At 53.7% G+C, this 19978-nt stretch carries 23 protein-coding genes, 1 tRNA gene and 1 pseudogene; 8 read left to right on the forward strand and 17 right to left on the reverse strand.

Annotated features, from left to right (window positions below):
* Position 1: 1 nt before the first annotated feature.
* From AC3B6F_RS12820 to AC3B6F_RS12860, 9 genes are all read right to left on the reverse strand, one after another.
* Positions 2–151 carry a hypothetical protein gene (locus AC3B6F_RS12820; RefSeq protein WP_169925623.1) on the reverse strand — a complete coding sequence of 50 codons (150 nt, stop codon included), beginning with the start codon at positions 149–151 and terminating at the stop codon, positions 2–4.
* A gap of 2 nt (positions 152–153) precedes the next feature.
* Positions 154–1062 carry a DnaJ C-terminal domain-containing protein gene (locus AC3B6F_RS12825; protein WP_010504586.1) on the reverse strand — a complete coding sequence of 303 codons (909 nt, stop codon included), beginning with the start codon at positions 1060–1062 and terminating at the stop codon, positions 154–156.
* Complete coding sequence (locus AC3B6F_RS12830) at positions 1059–1217, reverse strand: hypothetical protein (RefSeq protein ID WP_023943580.1); 159 nt, start codon at positions 1215–1217, stop codon at positions 1059–1061. Before AC3B6F_RS12830 ends, AC3B6F_RS12825 begins: the two co-directional genes overlap by 4 nt.
* A gap of 49 nt (positions 1218–1266) precedes the next feature.
* Positions 1267–2232, reverse strand: a complete 966-nt coding sequence (locus tag AC3B6F_RS12835) for an alpha/beta hydrolase (RefSeq protein WP_489824647.1) — start codon at positions 2230–2232, stop codon at positions 1267–1269.
* A 67-nt stretch (positions 2233–2299) separates the two neighbouring features.
* Positions 2300–3805 carry an efflux transporter outer membrane subunit gene (locus AC3B6F_RS12840; RefSeq protein WP_023943584.1) on the reverse strand — a complete coding sequence of 502 codons (1506 nt, stop codon included), beginning with the start codon at positions 3803–3805 and terminating at the stop codon, positions 2300–2302.
* A 2-nt stretch (positions 3806–3807) separates the two neighbouring features.
* Positions 3808–4719 carry an HlyD family secretion protein gene (locus AC3B6F_RS12845; protein ID WP_023942144.1) on the reverse strand — a complete coding sequence of 304 codons (912 nt, stop codon included), beginning with the start codon at positions 4717–4719 and terminating at the stop codon, positions 3808–3810.
* 12 nt (positions 4720–4731) lie between these two features.
* Positions 4732–4926, reverse strand: a complete 195-nt coding sequence (locus AC3B6F_RS12850; protein ID WP_007284708.1) for a DUF1656 domain-containing protein — start codon at positions 4924–4926, stop codon at positions 4732–4734.
* Between the two features lie 171 nt (positions 4927–5097).
* On the reverse strand, positions 5098–5532 hold the full coding sequence (locus AC3B6F_RS12855; protein WP_010505726.1) for a hypothetical protein: 435 nt from the start codon (positions 5530–5532) through the stop codon (positions 5098–5100).
* 86 nt (positions 5533–5618) lie between these two features.
* Complete coding sequence (locus tag AC3B6F_RS12860) at positions 5619–5897, reverse strand: hypothetical protein (protein ID WP_010505724.1); 279 nt, start codon at positions 5895–5897, stop codon at positions 5619–5621.
* A gap of 86 nt (positions 5898–5983) precedes the next feature.
* Here AC3B6F_RS12860 and AC3B6F_RS12865 point away from each other — a divergent pair, with 86 nt between their 5' ends.
* The 7 genes from AC3B6F_RS12865 to AC3B6F_RS12895 all read left to right on the forward strand — a co-directional run bounded on the left by AC3B6F_RS12865 (position 5984) and on the right by AC3B6F_RS12895 (position 11544).
* Entirely contained in the window at positions 5984–7141 is a 1158-nt protein-coding gene (locus AC3B6F_RS12865; protein ID WP_489824649.1) for an ABC transporter ATP-binding protein, read from the forward strand.
* A 242-nt stretch (positions 7142–7383) separates the two neighbouring features.
* Positions 7384–8379, forward strand: coding sequence for an extracellular solute-binding protein (locus AC3B6F_RS12870; RefSeq protein WP_489824650.1), 996 nt, complete (start codon positions 7384–7386; stop codon positions 8377–8379).
* Entirely contained in the window at positions 8376–8807 is a 432-nt protein-coding gene (locus AC3B6F_RS12875; protein WP_489824651.1) for a hypothetical protein, read from the forward strand. The genes AC3B6F_RS12870 and AC3B6F_RS12875 overlap by 4 nt, the downstream gene beginning before the upstream one ends.
* The gene (locus AC3B6F_RS12880; RefSeq protein WP_489824653.1) at positions 8804–9292 is read left to right on the forward strand and encodes a YcgN family cysteine cluster protein; all 489 of its coding nucleotides are present in this window, start codon (positions 8804–8806) and stop codon (positions 9290–9292) included. The genes AC3B6F_RS12875 and AC3B6F_RS12880 overlap by 4 nt, the downstream gene beginning before the upstream one ends.
* Positions 9293–9302: 10 nt before the next feature.
* The gene (locus AC3B6F_RS12885) at positions 9303–9986 is read left to right on the forward strand and encodes a M48 family metallopeptidase (protein WP_489824654.1); all 684 of its coding nucleotides are present in this window, start codon (positions 9303–9305) and stop codon (positions 9984–9986) included.
* Positions 9987–9993: 7 nt separating this feature from the next.
* Positions 9994–10079, forward strand: a tRNA-Leu gene (locus AC3B6F_RS12890).
* An 88-nt stretch (positions 10080–10167) separates the two neighbouring features.
* Complete coding sequence (locus tag AC3B6F_RS12895; RefSeq protein ID WP_489824655.1) at positions 10168–11544, forward strand: DUF6538 domain-containing protein; 1377 nt, start codon at positions 10168–10170, stop codon at positions 11542–11544.
* 109 nt (positions 11545–11653) lie between these two features.
* Here the strand turns inward: AC3B6F_RS12895 and AC3B6F_RS12900 are convergent, their stop codons facing one another.
* From AC3B6F_RS12900 to AC3B6F_RS12920, 5 genes are all read right to left on the reverse strand, one after another.
* Positions 11654–12358 (reverse strand): LemA family protein, encoded by a 705-nt coding sequence (locus tag AC3B6F_RS12900; RefSeq protein WP_426066883.1) that lies wholly within the window; start codon positions 12356–12358, stop codon positions 11654–11656.
* Positions 12359–12466: 108 nt separating this feature from the next.
* Entirely contained in the window at positions 12467–13000 is a 534-nt protein-coding gene (locus AC3B6F_RS12905; RefSeq protein WP_426066882.1) for a DUF5384 family protein, read from the reverse strand.
* A gap of 24 nt (positions 13001–13024) precedes the next feature.
* Positions 13025–13531 carry a hypothetical protein gene (locus AC3B6F_RS12910; RefSeq protein ID WP_426066881.1) on the reverse strand — a complete coding sequence of 169 codons (507 nt, stop codon included), beginning with the start codon at positions 13529–13531 and terminating at the stop codon, positions 13025–13027.
* A gap of 292 nt (positions 13532–13823) precedes the next feature.
* Positions 13824–14168, reverse strand: coding sequence for an endoribonuclease MazF (gene mazF / locus AC3B6F_RS12915; RefSeq protein ID WP_489824657.1), 345 nt, complete (start codon positions 14166–14168; stop codon positions 13824–13826).
* Entirely contained in the window at positions 14165–14407 is a 243-nt protein-coding gene (locus tag AC3B6F_RS12920) for an AbrB/MazE/SpoVT family DNA-binding domain-containing protein (protein ID WP_489824658.1), read from the reverse strand. The genes mazF and AC3B6F_RS12920 overlap by 4 nt, the downstream gene beginning before the upstream one ends.
* A 317-nt stretch (positions 14408–14724) precedes the next feature.
* Between AC3B6F_RS12920 and AC3B6F_RS12925 the strand changes: the two are divergent.
* Positions 14725–14847, forward strand: a pseudogene (locus AC3B6F_RS12925) (DUF6538 domain-containing protein); the annotation flags it as partial.
* Positions 14848–15091: 244 nt separating this feature from the next.
* On the opposite strand, the gene AC3B6F_RS12930 reads toward AC3B6F_RS12925, so the two are convergent.
* The 3 genes from AC3B6F_RS12930 to AC3B6F_RS12940 are packed head-to-tail and all read right to left on the reverse strand — an operon-like array spanning position 15092 to position 19936.
* Positions 15092–16408 (reverse strand): LLM class flavin-dependent oxidoreductase, encoded by a 1317-nt coding sequence (locus AC3B6F_RS12930; protein ID WP_489824659.1) that lies wholly within the window; start codon positions 16406–16408, stop codon positions 15092–15094.
* Between the two features lie 14 nt (positions 16409–16422).
* Positions 16423–17403: an ABC transporter substrate-binding protein gene (locus AC3B6F_RS12935; protein ID WP_489824660.1), complete on the reverse strand. Its 981-nt coding sequence runs from the start codon at positions 17401–17403 to the stop codon at positions 16423–16425.
* Positions 17378–19936 (reverse strand): TonB-dependent receptor plug domain-containing protein, encoded by a 2559-nt coding sequence (locus AC3B6F_RS12940; RefSeq protein WP_489824661.1) that lies wholly within the window; start codon positions 19934–19936, stop codon positions 17378–17380. The genes AC3B6F_RS12935 and AC3B6F_RS12940 overlap by 26 nt, the downstream gene beginning before the upstream one ends.
* Positions 19937–19978: the final 42 nt, after the last annotated feature.

Below are 19978 nucleotides of genomic sequence, written 5' to 3' on the forward strand. Positions count from 1 at the left end.
TTTAGGGCAAATGCCACTCCCCGGCGAGGATGAGCGCATGCGCTCCCATGATGCTTAGAGCCACGACAAAAATAATCGCGAAAATACCGCCAATGATCTGCCGCCATGGCCAGTCTGGCAGACGCGCTTTCGCGCGCCGGACCATGCCCATTTTCAGACCTCCTGAGCAGCAAAAAAGGCTTCAAGCTCAGGCGAGACAGTCCCGATATGCACCTGAAGGGTCACGAACAGATCACCTGCCGGATGCTTTTTGTCTGCACCAACGCCACGCCCCGCCAGCCGGAGAACCTTCCCGCTGTCAGAATGCTTGGGCACCTTGACCGCGACATCCCCCTTCGGCGTCGACACCGTCACCTTACCGCCCAGAACCGCTGTTCGCAGGTCCACATTCTGGGTGATTCGCAGATTACGTCCGTCGCGGGTGTAACGCTTGTCAGGTGTGACACTGATGGTCAGAAGCGCATCGCCCGGCACACCCGGCTGTCCATCCATTCCCGGACGACCGGGAGCCCCCTTCCCACGCACACGCAAGGTCTGCCCGTCTTCTACCCCGGGAGGCACACGCACTTCCGTATGTCCTCCTTCTCCCAGAGCAAGATCAAGGGATGTGCCCAGAACGGCCTGTTCAAAACTGATGGTTACGGAAAACCGCCGATCCGATCCTTTTGAGGCCCGCCGCCCGGCAGCGCCCCCGGGACGAAAATCCCCGCTGAAGCCACCGCCTCCGAACATATCGGAGAAGAACGACCCCAGGTCTTCCTGACTGAAATTGCCCTGGAAGCCATGCGCGCCGCCGCCCGGCCCACCACCGAACCCTGCGCCACCAAATGGCCCGCGTTCCTGCCCCTCAGCATCAATCTCGCCACGGTCAAAGCGCTCGCGCTTTTCCTTGTCTCCGATGATGTTATAGGCCTGCCCGACAGCCTTGAACTTTTCCTCGGCATCCTTGCTGTCAGGATTGTGGTCAGGGTGATACTGCTTGGCCAGCTTCCGGTACGCGCTGCGGATTTCCTTGTCCGTCGCTGTCTTGGCAACACCGAGAACCGAATAAGGGTCTTTCATCTCACCTCCGCATCATCTGCCGGACCATCATCCAGCAGGTCAATCAGGACTGCGATCACAACGTCACGCGCAAAACCCGCCTTAACGCCGTCTGCAATCAGGCTTTCCAACCTGGGGCTGAGGTAGTCCTCAGCCGGATGTCCATCCTGTGCCATATGTGTTGTTCCTCCGTTACCCCAGATGTGTGACGCCCGTCGCTCCGGGTCAATGACTGAGGACAAACTCTGCAATATGCGGGACAAGTTTTGGATCCAGAGGCACAGTTGAGTCTGTATAAGCCTTCATGAAATCCGCTTTGCCGGTGCCTTGCACATCCTTCAGCATATGATTGGCCTCTGGCAGATACAGTGCATCTGCTTTTGGCGCAGCGGCTTTGAGGAGATCAAAATCGGCTGTCGGACTGATCTGCGTGTCCCGCCCACCCTGAACCAGCATCGTGGGGCCTTGATAGGCAGCCACCAATTTTGCTGGGTCATAACGCATTTCATCCATCAGATAATGCTGAACATTAGACCGGAAAAGGGTGCGCAGGCCCGGATGCAGCGTCTGGGGATCAACAGTTTTCCCTGCTTCAAGATCATTCAACGCCCCATCAATCTGAGGCAGAAGGCTCTGTGTGCCGGGAGCCGCATGGAGCTGACTCCGAAGGATTTCTCCTATTGATCGCCCTGGCGCAGACAGCAGGATCAATCCGCATAGAGGCTTCACCGAAGATGCTGAAGCGAGGGCAATAAGCGCACCTTCACTATGACCTGCGACCCACATACACGAAATGCCAGTTTGATGCTGGATCGTGTTTATCCAGCTTTGCACATCCGTGACGTACTCATGGATTGTGACGTTATTGGCATCGGGAATAGCCCGCGCGCTTCCGAACATACCCCGCTTGTCGATACGAACAGAAGAAATCCCACGTTCTGCCAGCTCTTCTGCAAGCAGACGAAGCGTCGCGGGCTTTATGGAGGTCAGGCTGTCTCCGTTGCGATCAGTTGCGCCAGAACCGGGAATGAGAAGAACAACCGGCCTTTTCGCTCCCGCATTCAGGAAGGTTCCTGCCAGTACACCCTGCGGCCCCGGCGCCTCAACAGAACTTTCCGTCTCAGCCAGTGCAGTCGAAAGTGGGAGGGAAAACAATCCCAGAAGAAACAGGTAGCGACGGAAACGATACATCTCAGTCTCCTTGCGTGACACACCCCGAAACCTGCCACGGACAACCACGCACCGCCACGTTTTTCACTCAGCGCGTAAAGGCGCGCGCCAGAGCGTTCTGCTTCCCGATTTCAACTGGCAAACGCGTATCCGTGAGCTGGCGCCCCTGCCAGCCAGCGCCCATGGCTGTATAAAGTGCAATAGCATCGCGCAGACGCGCCGTGCGCCCGACAACGGCCTGATCCTGCGCGGTCAGAGCCGTCTGCTCGGTGGTCAGGACATTCAGATATCCTGTCAGACCAGCACCAAACAGCTTCTGAGCCCTGTCACGGGCCAGACCGGAATCCCGTGCAGCATCTTCAAGCTGACTGACCAGTTCATCGTCATGCCGCCAGTCGCCCAGTGAGTCTTCAACTTCCTCGAATGCCTTGAGCACTGTCTTGCGATAGACCAACCGGCTGGCTTCTGCTTCTGCACGGGCCTGAGCAATCTCGGCGGTATAACGGCCACCATGAATGACAGGCAAAGACGCCATCATCATGAAGCTCCAGGCCATACCACCCATCTGGAAAGCCTGATAAGCCGCAGAGGCATTTGGGTTGAACGTCAGCGGGATCATGAACTTCGGATAGAGGTTCGCGACCGCTACACCCACCTGCGCGGTATCAGCAGCATAATGCGCCTCAGCCGCACGAATATCCGGGCGATTGGCCAGAACAATCGACGGCAGGGACGCAGGGAACGTCGGCACTGTTGGCAGCGGTTTGCGAACATCCAGCTCCTCTTCCAGCTTGCCGGGCATTTCACCCAGAAGCACGGAAATCGCATGGATCAGTCGCTCTTCCTGAGAATGGAGAGGGGCAAGCCGTGAGCGTTCGAGATGCTCTTCGGTCTGCGCCTGTGCCACAGCCAGTGTATTGCCGAGACCGTGCGTATAAAGTTTTTCCGTTAATTCACGCGAGCGCTGCGCCACATCAATGCTGCGTTCCGTAACAGCCAACCGCTCCTGCACGCCGCGAAGCGATACATAATCCGATGCCAGTTCAGACAGCAGCGAAACCAGAATGGCGCGACGGTTTTCAATGGACTCTTCAACCAGCCGCTTGCGCTCTTCCACCTGACGGGAAATATGCCCGAACAGATCAATTTCCCAGCTCGCACGCGCACCATAGGTCAGGACAGATGCCTGGGGACGGTTTGCAGGATTACCAGGACGGAGCGGCCAGTTGTCCACATTGATGGAATACCGGTCATCGCCGCCGCCCATGGCCGCATCAAGCTGCGGATACCAGGCTGCCTGCGCCTGTCGACGGACAGCACGCTCGGACACGATATGCTGGGACGCAATCTGAAGGTCGTAGTTCCCTTTGATCGCCTGCTCGACCAGTTCGTTCAGCATAGGATCGTGGAATTGCGCCCACCAGTCCTTCATGTCCGCTTCCGTGCGGGCAATCTCCTCTGCCGTCACCGAGTGAGGCTGCTCAACGAAAGAGTCAGGCACCTTGATCCTGTCTGGCTTGAAATTCGGCCCGACGGTGCAGGCCGTAAGCGACAGACAGGTGCTAAGAGCGAGGGTAAGGAGTTTGCGGGACATGATCAGAGATGATTCTGCAGCCAGGTGGTCAGCTTGCCACGGGCGCCGGGCGTTTCGCGGCCGATCGTGACAGTCGCGGTCATACCGGCCGCAAGGGTGATTTCCGGCGGAACGTTATCCAGTTCCAGACGAACCGGAATACGCTGCGCCAGTCGGACCCAGGTAAAGATCGGATTCACGTCCGGCAGACCCAGACGGTCAGACACACCGTTACGGTCATTAATACCACGACCAATGCTGACGACGTGCGCAGGAAGGATCTGTTTGTATCCCATCAGCTTCACACGGGCTTCATCACCGACATGCACGCCATGCATCTTGGTTTCTTCAAAGTATCCGTTGATCCAGTAACTGTGCGCGTCAATGACAGCCAGACCGGGCTGACCAGCATGGGCATAGTCACCAACCCGAAGATTCAGGTTGGTGATATAACCGTCAACGGGTGAATAAACCGTCGAACGCTGAAGATTGAGCAGAGCCGTATTCAGTTCAGCTTTCGCCGCATTAACCTTGGCCCGCTGCGTCTCGACATTCGAGTTGAAGTCTTCCTGCTCTTCAGCAGAAACAATGCCACCCAGTCCCATACGGCGCTTGGCGTCGGAGGAGCGAAGCTTCAGGTCTTCTTCCGCACCAGCAAGACGCGCACGGGCCGCATCAATATCAAGGCGGAAACGCACAGGATCGAGTACGAACAACGGATCGCCACGATGTACAAACTGGTTATCCACAACGGGAACCGACACAACCGTCCCGGATACTTCGGGAGCGGCATCGACCACATACACACGGACACGTCCATCACGCGTCCATGGTGCAAGAACGTAAATGTCCCACATGGTCCGGCCGAGGCCAATGGCCATCGCCAGAACGATGAGAGTCAGCAGAACGCGGATCACACTGCGGGTCCAGTTCATAGCCGACCCCTCCTAGACGTAAAGGATGAGCAGACAGAGAACACAGACATAGAGCGCTATTTCAAATAGAGCGACGTGCCAGAACCAGCTTAAGGCGCCGGTCCGCCACAGAATGCTTCTCAACAGCAATGTCACGAACACTGCTGCAACGGCATAAATTGAAAGGGGTGCGACAAAGACGCCGAAAAGATTAACTTCCGTAAGCATCAGGTTGTGACCTTGCTGCCAACTAACGGACTGTTCGACGAACTTTCCACGGGACTCCTCGCAAGTCCGTGACGACTCCCACAAGGGCGTGATCACGGCACAGGCGAAGTCCTTACGCCATTAACCCACGGGTGGCCAGATGGCTTTGACAAAAATCAGTCATAAAATGTCTTATTTGGAATGACTGAAAAAACTTCTGATGAGTGAAAAGAGTTTCCGGCCTGTAAAACGTCCTGCCGGTCCAAGCAAAAGCCCCGTCACGGCGGTGACTGCAATAGACTGCTTCAGTTCGACAAGCTTACGGTCACGACGGATACGAGCCTCGATTTCAACCACATCAGGGATGGACCAAGCCGCCAGCGCAGCGAAGATCACTACAAAAAGCATATCCACACCAATGACACAGAGGCTGGCTTTGACGTAGCTCAGTCCTGCAACACTGATAAAGAAAGCCCAGAGGAAGCCATGAAAAGAAATGGCAGCGAACAGCAGGAAGACGACTGCAACAAGGGCACAAGCCACCCGACGGCCGATTCGCATCGCGGAACGTGAGAGGATCTGGCCTTGGGCGGACAGGACTTCCTGACCGAGTTCGATAGGCTTCATGGAGGATCGTTCGCCTTTATTCTAAACAGGACGGGTGCAGGCCTACGCACATCGCCTGCTTCCCGCCTGAAAAGGTTACGTGCCGATTACTTGGAAAAACGGCCCGCCAGGAAACCGACCACAGCCGAGATCAGAATAGCGGCGATAGGCCGCGACTGCACACGCGTCGATACATTTTCGATTTCATGATCCGTGATTTTACGGGCATTTGCAACGGCGTGCTCTGTGCGATCAGCAGCTTGAAGCAGCATAGGGCTAACATAGTCGTTCAGGATCTGCTCGACCTGCTTGCGAAGACTGTCAATCTGCTCCTGCGTGGTTTCTGCAGCGACTTCGATGTTCTTCTTGACGGTATCACGGCTCATGTTCAAACCCTCATTGCAATATAGTAGGGGCTTGGGAATCAAGCCCTGTATCTCACTTCAAACGCAAAACCATTATCAGAGGTTGCATGCCCCGCCCACCCGGCGCTCCACTTACCAACCCCAGAGGTCAGGCCGCTCCACGTGTAACGATGGCCCTTCAACTGGAGGCACTTCGTCCCGGTTTACAGGCGGAAGCCTTCGATCTGTCTGTTCCTCAAGGCGAGACGGTGACAGCGTATGGTACAGACACAGCCGTGCTGTCCGGTATTCTGGATCTGATCGCCGGGTTTTCTCCTTCAATGGGTGGCCGAGTTCTTGTATGCGGCACCGACATCACATCACGCCCGGCTGGTCAGCGCGGTGTGACGTTGATCAGCACCCGGGACCCGCTGTTTCCCCATCTGGATGTGCAGAGCAATATCGTTTTCGCACTCCGCGCTCAGGGGCAAAAACACGCAGAAGCTGACGCTGGCGCGGGTAGAATGATGTCCCTTCTCGGGTTGGATGGCCTGGGGAAAGCAGCACCTCGCACCCTTTCACCAGAACAAACACTGCGGGCCATGCTTGCAAGAGCACTTGTTACATCCCCCGCGGTCCTCCTGCTCGACAATCCCTTCGCCGCCCTGGATCCACAGGCAGCGCGTCGAATGGCATCCCTGCTTTCAAAACTGACGCGCGCCCGTGATCTCAGCATCCTTCAGAGTGTTCCCAGCAAAGAAGACGCCTTACGGGCAGGAGGCTCTATTGCGTTTTTCCAAAGTCAGATGCTCCTTCAGTCTGGTCCTGCCGCAGACCTCTACGACCGTCCGGCAAGCGTCGAGGTCGCTACACTTTTCGGGGAGGCTAACTGCCTGACCGGGCAGGTGCTCGATATCGGGGATGATATTGCGCGCATCCAACTTGCGTGCGGCGGAATTGTTGAAGCCCTGGCCTCCGAAAGCGAATTGGCCGAAGGGCAAGCCTGTCTGGTCTGCGTCCGGCCTGACCGGATTTCTCCTTTCTTCGGCACACAGTCTCTTGGACTGGAAGATGAGGATATGCCGCCTGTACGCGGTGCCCTGACAGAGACCGTGCATCTCGGGGACCATATAAGAATGCGAGTCCGTTGCCCGGACGGCACCGAAATCGAGCTTCGTCGCCCTCCCCTTCAAACACAGAAACTCCCCCGCCCCGGCTCCCCCGTCCAACTAGCCTGGCCCGCGGGACATGCGACGGCCTTTCCGCTTCGGCCCGACCTGTATTAAAGTGCCGCCGCTTTATGGTGGGTTTCTGGCCCGCTCTCGTTTCTCCCTGAACTAAGGATCATCATCTGTCCCGGCCCGCCTCCCTTTTGCGACAAACGCTCCCGGTCTGTATCCGGGCGGGTCTCGGTCGTGCCTTACGTCCTTCACGCCTGCTGACGGGTCTTCTGCTTTTTCAGTGCCTTCCGCTGAATATGCCTGCCCATGCCACTACATCCAGCTCCTCGCAGAGTGCATCCGCGAGTGTGGAAAGATTCTTTTCGCATATTGGCCAAAGCGTCACGTCTGTTTTCTCAACACCCGAAGCCTCGGCTCATGCGCATAAACATTCCAGAACACACTCCGTCGCGAAACACCGGAAAAATACAAAACCAGCCGCCCCACCTGCACCCGGCTGGGGTGTCCCGGAAGGAACTGTCGCTGCCAACGCTTTGGCAGGAGCAGACAGCACAATACGACTGATTGAGTGGGATGGTCAGAAGACAACTCTGGATGTTGGCGTCCATGCTGCAAGAGCGGACTGGGCGGCAGTCCTGTTGAACGGAAGCCAGCTTTCAGAAGCCTGCCAGAAGAACTGGGTTCGCCCTATTGAGAACAGCCCATCATGCGGCGTTCCTGGAGGCCAGAGCACACTTGCCCTCGCTTGGGACAGATCCCGCCTGCCATCAGCTCCTGGCTGGAAAGATTTCTGGGATGTTGCCCGCCATCCTGGCAGACGCGGCCTTCGCCTGAGTGCACGTACAACCCTTGAAATCGCGCTTCTTGCTGATGGTATCGATCCAAGAGATATCTACACAGCACTCTCCACGCATGCTGGTGTGGATCGTGCCTTCCATAAGCTGGATCTGCTGCGCCCCTATATCGTGTGGTGGAAAACGCCAGACGATGCCGCGCGCATCATGGAACAAAGCAGCGCGTTGATGACCAGCGCTCCCATGGCAGAAATTTCCAGCGTCAGCACAAAAGTGAAGGCTGGCCCGGCGTCCTCGTTATTTGTTGCCCAACCGGATGTCGTTCTTCGTACCTCCCTTTACTGGGCAATTCCTGCCAACACGCCAAACGAAGTAGCCACAAAGACGCTTGAGCACCTCAACAAAACATCCCTTCATCTGGATGACACCCCTGACAGCGCAGTAGCGCCTAACGGGATAATATTACCCGTCAACGAAGCATTCTGGACAAAATACGGGGAACAACTGGAGCAGAGATTCCAGGATTGGTATGGCAGCAAGCAGCCATGATGGCCCTCTCCCTCCGCCTTCATCTGGCGCCCATTCTTTCAGGACTGCTTCTAGGATGCGCCGTCATCACGCTATTGATGCGCCTGCTTCCTGCCAAACATGTACGGCTGTTAGGTCTGCTGGTTCTCTTGCCAGGGCCCGCCCTCGCCTTCGCCCTTCCTGAGATACATAAGGCAGGCGTGATATTCACCGGGCGATATTATGATGTGCTTCAGGGCGGCTTAATCTCTCCTGCCGTTATGCTTCCATTCGGAGCTACGCTTTTAGGTATGCCTGCTGGCACAACGCGCGCAGCAATAGGGCTAGGCGCCAAATTCTCAACGCGTGTACGACTGATCTGGCTGCCCCTTCTGCTCCCTGCCGCACTTCTGTCCTGCACAATGGCAGTTCTCCTGACAGTCGGGTGTGTGATACTGGATCGTCCATGACGTCCGTACCTTTTTTCTGGCAAACCACGCCTCTGGACCATATGACACCCGAACAATGGGAATCCCTGTGTGATGGATGCGGTCGCTGCTGCCTGAACAAGCTACGCGATGAAGACACGGAAGAGGTCGTCTATACAACGGTCGCCTGCCGCCTTCTGGATACGCAGACCTGCCGGTGCACGAGTTATCTCAAACGCCATCGCAAAGTTCCAGACTGCATCACACTGACACCGGAACTCCTTGCGGACATCGACTGGCTGCCCCCAAGCTGCGCTTACCGATTACTGCGTGACGGCTTTGACCTACCTGAATGGCACCCCCTTCGCAGCGGCACTCGTGACAGCGTCCACACGTCCGGTGCATCTGCTGGCGGTCGTTGCATCAGCGAACGGCACGCGGGCTCATTAGAAAATTACATTGTGGACTGGCCTGGAGAGTGGCCTGAAAATTCGCCACCCTGCATGTCCTTGAAGCAGTCCGGCTAGAACACCTTCCATGCTTCCTCCGACCGTCCCCCTTGTCTGGCGACGTTCGAAACGTGCCCGCCGCATGACCCTGCGGATTGATGCCATGCAAGGCAGTGTCGTTGTGACATTGCCTGATCGCACAAGTCGCAAACAGGGCCTGGAGTTCATCCATCACCATATGGACTGGATTTCGGCTTCGCTGGCTGCCCTACCTGAAAAGCCCGTTCTGACAAACGGGCATGACATCATGATCGAAGGTAACCTCATCCCCATTCTCCATGAACCGACTGCACGTCGGGGTACATGGTTGGACGATGACGGGCTTCATGTTAGCGGAGATGCCGAGCACACCGAACGCAGAGTGCGGGACTTTTTGCTTAAACTTGCAAAAGACCGTCTGGATACCGCTGTAAAACGCCAAAGCGAAAGAATGCAACTTGTTCCTTCACGTCTGGATTTACGAGACGTTCGAACACGATGGGGCAGTTGCACCCGTCAGGGTCGCATCATGCTGAGCTGGCGCCTGCTGATGACCCCGGTTGAAATCCGGGACTACGTCATCATCCACGAACTCGCCCATCTCAGACATTTTGATCATGGTGCCGATTTTTGGGCTCTTGTTGATCATTTTTGCTCAAATGGTCGCCCAGGACGTCTTGCAGCGGAGCGCTGGTTGCGCGAAAACGGGACCGCCCTGCTGCGCGCAGCATGAGGCGTGTGCGAGCTTGGCGGAATGGTAGACGCACGAGACTTAAAATCTCGAGTCCGTAAGGGCGTGCGGGTTCGAGTCCCGCAGCTCGCACCACAGACTTCCCGGAAATGAACGGTTTTTCGGCCTGAATGGGGCAAAGACACTCTTTGCTCCACCGTCCTTCCCCACCGAAGGACGTCTCATGCTCCGTATTCGCGGCACCACATACCACTTTCGCCGAATCGTCCCCCCTGCCCTTCGCTCGACGCTGAACCAGCGGGAAATCTGGATTTCTTTAAAAACCGGCTATCAAAATGAAGCCCGTAAACGCGCTTCTTTGCTACACGCGAGAACGACCGAACTCTTTGATGAGACCTTTCGGGCTTTGGCTGGGGGACAAGAGCGACAAGCTGTCCCGCACGTGCGGGACGCACTGAAAGACATGCATCGCCTGGTCGACAGTGCGGTAGGCATTGAAGCGATGTCTTTGTCCGTCTCAAGACCGAGACAACGACCGCAGAACATGCGGAATGCCCCAAAGATGCAGAGCAAACCTCAGCCTTTGCTCCTGTCTGAGGCTCTGACGCGCTTTGTTCTTGAGAACCCACATTCCAGCACTGACACTCGCAAAGCCACTCAGCGGGCTGTCGAGCTGTTCCTGCAAGCCTTTGGGGATGCCCCTGTCTCCATCATCGGCGGCGAGAAAGCCGGAGCCTTTCGGGACTTGCTCTTTTCCCTGCCCGCATCCCTCGGAAAGCGGAAAAGCAGTCTCACACTCACAGAAGAAGCAGACCGTGCCATAAAGGACGGACGCCCTACTCTGAGCGGCAAGAGCGTGAAGAACCATATGATGCGGCTCTCAGCTCTGTGGAACCAGTTATTGCAACGAGAACTGGTCACAAAGAACCCATGGACCGGATGGAGCTTTGAGACTGGGTCCAAGACCATTCGTAGAAGCTGGACCACTCAGGAATTGCAAACCCTCATGACAGGAGACTGGCCTCGCAGTTCTGTCCCTGAAAGCACATTCCGGCTTGTCACAATGATAGGGGCTTATTCCGGCATGAGGCTGGGAGAAATCTGCCATCTCCGCAAAGAAGACCTTCAAACGATTGACGGTATTCCCTGCTTTGTCATCCAGCCTCATACAGACAATGGATGGTCACCCAAAACAGACGCCGGAACACGGACTGTTCCTGTGCACTCAAAACTCATTGAGGCAGGACTTCTCACCCTGAAAGACACCACGAACGCCCCCTATCTCATTCCCGGCCTCAACACGTCGAAGGATGGCGTTCGGGGCACGATATTTGGGCGGTCGTTCTCGACGATGAAAACGCGTCTTAGACTCCCTGCGGAAATTACGTTCCATTCGTTCCGACACAGCGTCTCGACGCAATTACGGAACGCTTCAGCCGATATTCGCGAAATCTGGATTGATAGACTTTTGGGCCACGAAGCAACGCACAAGAGCCAAGGCACTTCGACCTATCTCAGCGGGATCACGACGGCCAATCTCAAACAGACCGTTGAAGCCATTTCCTATCCCGACAATCTTTTCAGAAAAGGCTGGAGTTAGGCGGGAGCCAGCAGTGCTCAATGGCTACCCATTCAGCATCTGGCAAGGGGGATTGCATCCCCCGTTGACCCCCTCAAAGAGCCAAAATATTCAACAAAAAATATTAATTCTACTTTGAATTCTCATCATCTTTATCTTGGTCGTTTTCATGAAAATTAGACGCGTTTTTTACTTCTCTAAAATTTTCAATTTGCGCTCCAGCACGCTGCGCCAGAAGCTTTCCACGCTCCGTCGCATTGTCTCCAATACGCTTCATCGTCTCTCGGAGAATAGCACCATCGTCAGTTTTGAATTCAATTTTTGCGTCTAAACCGTCCTCATTTGTTTGATAATATGGCGCCTCTGGGAATCCTAGTGTATCGGAGAAGAGCACTGCAGGGAACGTTGCGCGCTGCGTATTATACAATTCAACCGTTCTATTGTATAATTCTCTTTTTTCTTGGATTTCTCCTTCTATAGAATGAAGTTGATCCATTAATTTCTCATAAGTACGATTTGCTTTTAAATCAGGAAAATTTGATGCTATTGCAGTTACTCTATCAATAACAGTATTTGCAGCACGTGCTATGCTCGCGCTTTCAGCAACGTTAGTGGCACCTTCAGAAACCGTGATATGAGTTAATTTCTCATGCTCACCATAACCTTTACAAATATCTATTAACTGGTTCACCAACGTAACGCGTTTACGCAACATTCCGATTAAATCAGAGTTAGACCGCTTCACTCCTTCAGATCGGAAGCGCAAACCATTATATGTTTTGATAGCGTATCCGAAAATTCCACCCAACAGTAGTAAAACCAGAAGCCCGAACATCAAAATTTATCCTTCTTGAGACTTGATATCCCAAATTTATGCCCGTTTTTTTAAATGGAAACATATCAAAAAATAAAAAAGGGAGATTACTCCCTTTGGAAAACACCCTTAATGTCCGAACCAACCAGATTCTTTTTTGACGGCAGCCTGACCTTCAAGCGCAGCTTTATCACCATTTTTTTCGAGTAAAGTTTTTTCACCAGTACTTATGTTTCTATTAACATCGGCATTAGATTTAATAACGTCTGTTTCGGCATCTTCTTTATGTAGATCGCGATCAATAAATTCATTTTCGCGAGCAACGCGCGCCTTTTCAGCCTGAAGGCGCAGCTGTCTTTCTTCTAAATCCAAATCACGATTTTTATCTTCAAAATCTTGATCTCGTTTCTTATCAGCTGCGGCTGCAGCTGCACGAGCACGCACGTTAGCATTGACTATCGCTTGTTGGCGCTCGACAGCGCGCTCCCTCGCAGCTGCAGCTCTTTGATAGGCCTCTTGTTGCGCTTGATACTGGGCACGCTCTGAAGATTCCTCCTGTGCCTGAGCATTAGCTACAGCATTAATCTGATCGCTTAACGCCGGCTGAGCAATTGCTACAGCAGGAAAGGCCAAAAAAACGGTAGCAACAAATAAAGTGCGCATCAAGAAAACCCTAAATATAATAAATTAAGACTTCTGAACAGGGCAAGAGGCATTGGCTTGAATGCGAGTTACATTCGCATTAGTCATAACCATAATAGCCTGACCCGGCTTATACTCACAAATTTTTCCAACTTGAGCAGAATTATAAGTATGCCCATCTTGAGTATAAGTTAGAGAGACACCATCGACCATAACTTTCCCCGGCACCAAAGAACCAGCACCAGCACCAGCAGCAGTCCCACCAACTCCACCCAAAGCACCCAAGCCTGCGGAATGGCCTACTCCTACTCCAAGCCCTACACCCAATCCTGCCCCCAGAAGAGCACCACCGATCTGAGCTGCTCTTTGGTTCTGCGCATTGCTCACTTGAACTCGTGCGGGCAATACAGCCAAAATATTGACGACCTTAGCTTCCTGGCGAGAATTTACCTGATCCGCAGTATACGAATTAGCCCGATCCTCTTCCCCTGGCGTTGCGCATGCAGACAAAGCAAAAAGAGAGAAGATGGCAAATGTAGATTTCTTAATCATATTACGATTCCATATCACTCCACACAAAACAATGTGGACACAAAAATGCCATTATCTCAAAAATAATAGCCTCACAATACCAATAAATTATGTACTATATTGGTACTATTTTTACGACATAATCAATTCAATAATTATACAAAATATCTAAGTTTCAATATAGAACTCTAATAAATAAAGGGGGTCAACGGGGGAAGCATTCCCCCTTGCCTGCTGCTCAATGGGTAGCCATTGAGCACTGCTGGCTCCCGCGTTCTTTCGCCTTCAAAACCCTAGAAAAACTCTATGCTTTTCAGCCGACCAAAAGCCGAACGCGTTGGCGGATGGCTTCCAGTTCTTCTGGTGTCACGTTCCCCTTGAACTTCGCGTTCCGAACACGCCAATCAAGGCTTCTCACCTGGTCAGACAAAGCGACACTCGCTGTCTTGCCAGCGATGGCTACTTCAAACGGGTAGGCTTTGATTTTCGTGGTCGTCGGACAACACAGCATCATACCTGCCTTAGCGTTGTAGCTGGCAGGACTGAGCACAACAGCAGGACGGTGCCCCGCCTGCTCTCTTCCCGCCTGTGGGTCAAACTCAAGCCAGACAATCTCTCCGCAATCTGGAACCCACGAGGCTTTACTCTGACCACTCACCAGACTTCACTACCCACAGCAGGTCCATAGCTGGCTTCTTCATGTCGATTGCTCTCAGTAATACCAGACACCAAAGCCTCCAGGCTGAGAGCCGTAGCACGAACAGGCTCGATGATAATCCGTCCGTCTTCTTCGCGAACGTCAACAGCCTGATCAACCTTTAGACTGACAGCCTCCAGCACAGAGGCTGGAAGACGGACAGCAGCGCTGTTTCCCCATTTTCTGACGATACCCTGCATAGGAGCCTCCAAAGCGAAAAGTTTATACGATGTATCTACTTTATTCTTCGACCTGAGAGCAATGTCTTTCGATAACCTTGACTGCTCCACCGGGTTGCCCGCAGGTTGTACGGGATTACCAACCTCGAAGGACGGTAACGGCTCAAATTGTCGTTCGTTTTCAGAGGGCTGTCTGCTTGGTGCTTTACAGAGCGTGAGGGTTCGAGTCCCGCAGCTCGCACCACATATAAGCTATTGAAAATAAACGGCTTTTATGGTTTTCAGCAACCCGGAGCCCCCGTTCTTCTACAAAGGGCTTCTACAAAACGAGCCCTGTTGTGCTGATTCGTCTGCAATCCGGTTTCCATTTCAGACGCGGGATTCCCGTTCGTTTTCGGCCTGCTCTGGGAAAACGGGAAATCTGGCACTCTCTGGAGACCCTCGACAGAAATCTTGCCAGAACCCGTGCCTGTGCCATGTATGGACTGACCTCTCAGCTTTTCGAGTGCATCAGTCTGGCCATGTCTCACCCGGAAGAAACATCCTCGCTCAACACTGCGGTTGAGACGTTTCAGGAAGCTCTCTCCACCTCGGACCTTCATCCTGTCCAGCAGGACCTGTTTCAGTCTATTATCCAGACCTATGACAGTGAGATTCAGGCTCTAAAGGCACGCTATAAAACAATGAACCCGGCATTTTGTAACTTCAAAGAAGCGGCAACCCCAAATTCTCACGCAATGTACGACCAGCATATTCCCGACGCAGAAGTCCACGTTTTTGCAGTTCGGGAACAACCAATGTCACAAAATCCCGAATACCATCCGGAGCAGACGTGAACATGATGTTGAAGCCATCTGAAGCTCCCGTCCGGTACCAGCCTTCCATGTCATCCACAATGGACTGAGGTGTCCCCACAAGAATACGATGGCCGCCTTTGGTGAAAGTTTTGAGGACATCCTTTGTCGTAGGAGCTTCTCGCCTGATCCAGTCCACAATAAGAGATTGTCGGCTCTTGTGGCTGTTGGTTTCTTTCACGTCTTCTAGTCGGATAGGTTGTCCGTCTGGCCACTGAGACAGATCAATCCCCAAGCTGGCATAAGCCGAAAAGCTTCTAAGAACTTCCCCTTGGTTCAGATAGCTCAGATAAGTTTCGAATTTCCCACGCGCTTCATCTTCCGTGCGCCCCACAAAAGGCGCCAATCCTGGAAGGATCCGCAAATGCGCGTCTGTTCGGCCATAGCGTCTTGCCCGATCCAGAACATCTGCCCTGTAATCCCGTCCCGCAGCAGGATCATATTCTGCCGTGTAAATGACTTCACCAATGCGCGCGGCCAGTTCCTTCCCTGCCCCTGACGCACCCGCCTGCGCCAGAACGGGACGGCTCTGGACCGGAGGGGGTGAATTCAGCGGGCCCGCAACACTGTAAAAGCGCCCTTTGTGATTAAGAGGGTGAACCTTGGTTGGGTCGAGCCATCGACCGCTTTCTTTGTCCCGCAAGATCGCATCAGGTTGTACGCTCTTCCAGAGCCCAGTCACGACATCCACAAATTCATGTGCGCGCTCATACCGCTCCTGATGATCGACATGTCGTGGCAGATTGAAGTTTTCGCCTCCACCCGTTGCAGTCACGACATTCCAGCCAGCGCGTCCATTACTCAACCGATCCAGCGAGGCGATACGCCGGGCCACATTATATGGCTCATTGAATGTTGTGCTGGCCGTGCCAATCAGGCCGATATGCCGCGATGTGACAGCCAGCGCAGACAAAAGCGTAAAAGTGTCCCACCGAGCGAGCGCAGGCGTGTCAGCAATCGCTGAAGGGTCAGGGATAGGCAGCACGTTATCGTACAGAAAGATACTGTCAAAGCGGCCCTGCTCCAGCAGATCCACATACGAACGATACCGTTCAAAACTGATATCCGCGTCAACATCCTCGCCCGGTGCGCGCCAGGCATCTCCGTTCGTTGCGGAACCGGTCAGATATGCTCCAAGTGCGAAGCTGCGCCCTGGTGAATAAGACATCTGCAACCCTTTTGTCAGAACGTGAAACTACCATCCATGACGGCCTGCGCATTCAGTTTTCCAGAGATCATTCCCGTTTCAGTCATAAAGTCAGAAACCTGCTGTTGCTTGACAACAATGTCTGGCGTCAGGGGAATAATCGTCCCTCGCATCGTGCGTACGACATCCTTCGCTACAGGAAGGGATAGGCCGACTTCTTCTGCCCACACCTTGGCATAATCGTCTGTATGGGTTTGCATCCACTGATGCCCGGCCTTGAGTTGCTGCACATAATTCACCAGGCCGGTCGGGTTCTTTTTCAGCGCTTCACGAGTGGCAACGACGTAGCTCAGACCGCTCATCAGCTGACCGCCATTCACAATTTCCCGCGCTCCGTTGGAGACCTTGGCGTCCGAAATGTATGGCCCCCATGTTGCCCAAGCATCTACGGCGCCCGTTTGTAAGGCCAGTTTTGCCGCTACAGGTGGAATGAAAACAAACCGAACATCGGTCGCTTGAAGCCCTGCCGCTTTCAGTGCCGCCAGAACAAGATAATGTCCGGTCTGTCCCTTCAGGGTCGCAATACGCTTTCCTTTCAGATCCGCGACAGATCGGACGGTACTGTCTGACTGCACGACGACAGCCGTTGTCGTTCCATCCGTTTGCACACCGGCGATAGCCCTGATTTCGTCAGACCCACTCTGGGCAAAGACCAGCGGCGCATCTCCAATAACCCCGGCATCAATAGCCTTTGCCGTCAACGCCTGTATCAGCATCGGAGCTCCGGCAAACAGGCTCCACTGAAGGGGTGACGAAGCGTTCTCTCCTATTCCTGCTGCTTTCAGAAGAGAGCGTGCCCCTCCCTTCTGATCCCCGATCCGCAAAGGTTCCGCGGCGTAAGCGCTCGAAATGCCATGCCGGTGGACCGCAGCGAACGAAAGGCCTCCCAGCCCGAGCATAAGACTGCGTCGACGTGTCAGTGTCATGAGTTCACCAGCTCCAGGCGACTTTGCCATAGTAATATCCTCCCTCCGCACCATAGATGGCGGCGGAGCTGTAATTCGGGTTCACCTGAAGAAGAGACGCAGCACTTTGGGCTGTTGCACTCAGGGTCTGTGGGCGATGATTGAAAACATTATTCCCGCCAACAGACACTTTGATGCGGTTCGGGAAGCGATAGGTCAGATCGAAATCCACCAGCCACGCCGGAGCAACAGTTTCATCATAAGCAGCCCCTCGATCACTCAGCAGCTTGGTTGCGGAGTAGCGTGAAAGCCGGAGCGTGGTGGACCAGCGCTGAATATTCCATGTCGCATTCAGGCGAATAGTATTGCGCGGATAAAGCGTCGTGATGTTTCCGATCTGACTGCGGAACAGGGCCGTAATACCAGACCCTAAATTAACGTTGAGTGGATTGACCCGAATGATCTGATGCTGCTGCTGGTTCATCATCAGGCTCCATGTCACAGAGCCCGCACGGCCGAAGCGCGTCAGATAATGAGCCTGAAGATCGAGACCTGTCGCCCGCGTATGCGCGGCGTTTCGTTCGTAAGTATAGCCGTAGTAACGACCATCATTCGGTACAACACCCGCCTCATGCAGGATCTCAAGCACTCTGGCCCCCGCAACACCGGATCCCGCCACGGAAATCGGGACAATCTGATTGAAAATGTCGATACGGTAAGCGTCCAGAGAAACATCCAAGTTTTTAAGAGGCGTCAGAACAAAGCCTACATTGAAGTTATGAGATGTTTCGGGCTTCAGGGCTGTCGCCCCAAGAGCACGCGCGCCCGGATTATCCACGGACGCATAGGTCGTATAGGACTGCACAAGCTGGTTGGTGCTCGGAAGGACGGAATAATAAAGCGCTGTGCTCTGGAAATACTGCTGCTGAAGTGTCGGAGCATGAAATCCATTACTGGCAGACCCTCTTAAAGCCAGCCATGGCGTAACCTGATACCGCGAGGAGACTTTGCCACTCAGCGTATTACCGAAATCACTGTACTGTTCATCACGGCCAGAAAGATTGACCGTTAGATCCTTGGTCAATTTCTGGGTCAGATCCAGATAAAACGCCCCGTTCATACGGGAGTGCGTCCCTGCCTGTGATGGCGACGTAAAACCCAGACCAGACGCGCCCGGCAAGGCGGGGCTAGCATTTGGAAAGACGTAGCTTGCCGGAAAAACGTAACCGCCATCGGCATATGACGCTGTTTCTCCTGCCGAAACACCATATTCATTGTAACGATATTCAACGCCGCCAGCGACCTGCAGTGGACTGGAAAACAGACCCGTTCGAAAACTGCGCTTGATATCGAAATCCGCGGTTAATTCAGAATTATCCAGCGATTGAAGGTGGAATTTATGCTGGCTGTCTGGCCCCAGTGAGTTATTCAACGTGTTCTGAATGCCAATGCTGCTGAGGTTGCGTCCATAATTAACGCTCGCATCCCACTGCCACCCAAAGAAATCGCGACCACGAACACCATTTGTGATCTGAAAATCATGATCTTCGGTCGTATCAGTCGGCAGGTATCCTTCAGGATAAACGCTCATGATATTCTGCTGGGAGTTGGATGGCCGATACCAGGCGGATGCAAAAACCGTACGATGACTATATGTCCCATAAGAATAAAATGTCGCAGCATCCGAAAGAGGCACCTCCATATTATAGGCGATGCTCTGCCGTTGAGACTCAGGCTGCCCCGAAATCTGACGATACCGATTTCCGTTCTCCCGCGGATCCTGCTGCCCATTCGCCAGAAGCGGATAGAGAAGAACGGCCTTTCCACCCTGCGTTCTGGGAACATACCCAGCGGTATTGGTCGCCTGGTTCCCAACGAATTCTGCCGTGATGTTCAGAAACCCGCTACGTCCGATTTTAAAGCCCTGATTATAATTCAGGTTACCCCCACGCCCGTAGTCTCCCAAAGGACCTACGGTCCAACCATACTGATTGTACCCTAATTCAGCACTTCCTCCATGGTTGGCAGATTTGAGGATAATGTTGATCACTCCCGCGATAGCATCTGATCCATATTGAGCAGCAGCACCGTCCTTGAGGATTTCGACGTGATCCACTGAGGAAAAGGGAATCAGGTCCAGATCGACAGGTGACTGCCCTTGCATGGCTCCTCCATAAAATACGGAGGACATGATATGCCGACGCTTACCATTAACGAGGACTAGCGTCTCGTTAGCAGGCAGCCCTCGCAAGGACATGGTTTTCGTCGTGAAACCAAGCTGACCGGGATATCCAGGTGTATTATTAATAGACGGGTCAAGCGCTGTGAGGGCATTTCGAAGGCTGGTCTGCCCGGTTTTTCTCAGATCATTGGCCGTAAAAATGGCGATGGGCGCCATGCTTCTAGAAGCTTTAACCGCCGTGCGAGTGCCCGTTACAATGACATTTTCAGACGAAGCACTGATGTCATGATCTGTATCATTTCCCTCGCGCGCATCGGCGGAAAAGGAAATCAACGATGTGCAGCAGGCCCCAAGTATCGGGCCACATAGAAGACGCCAGCGATATGAATCCTTCCTGAACATGAAAACTGCTTTCCTGCACTCTGGTTGAGTTACAGGAGGTAA

This window comes from Gluconobacter sp. ESL1110 (assembly GCF_058107395.1).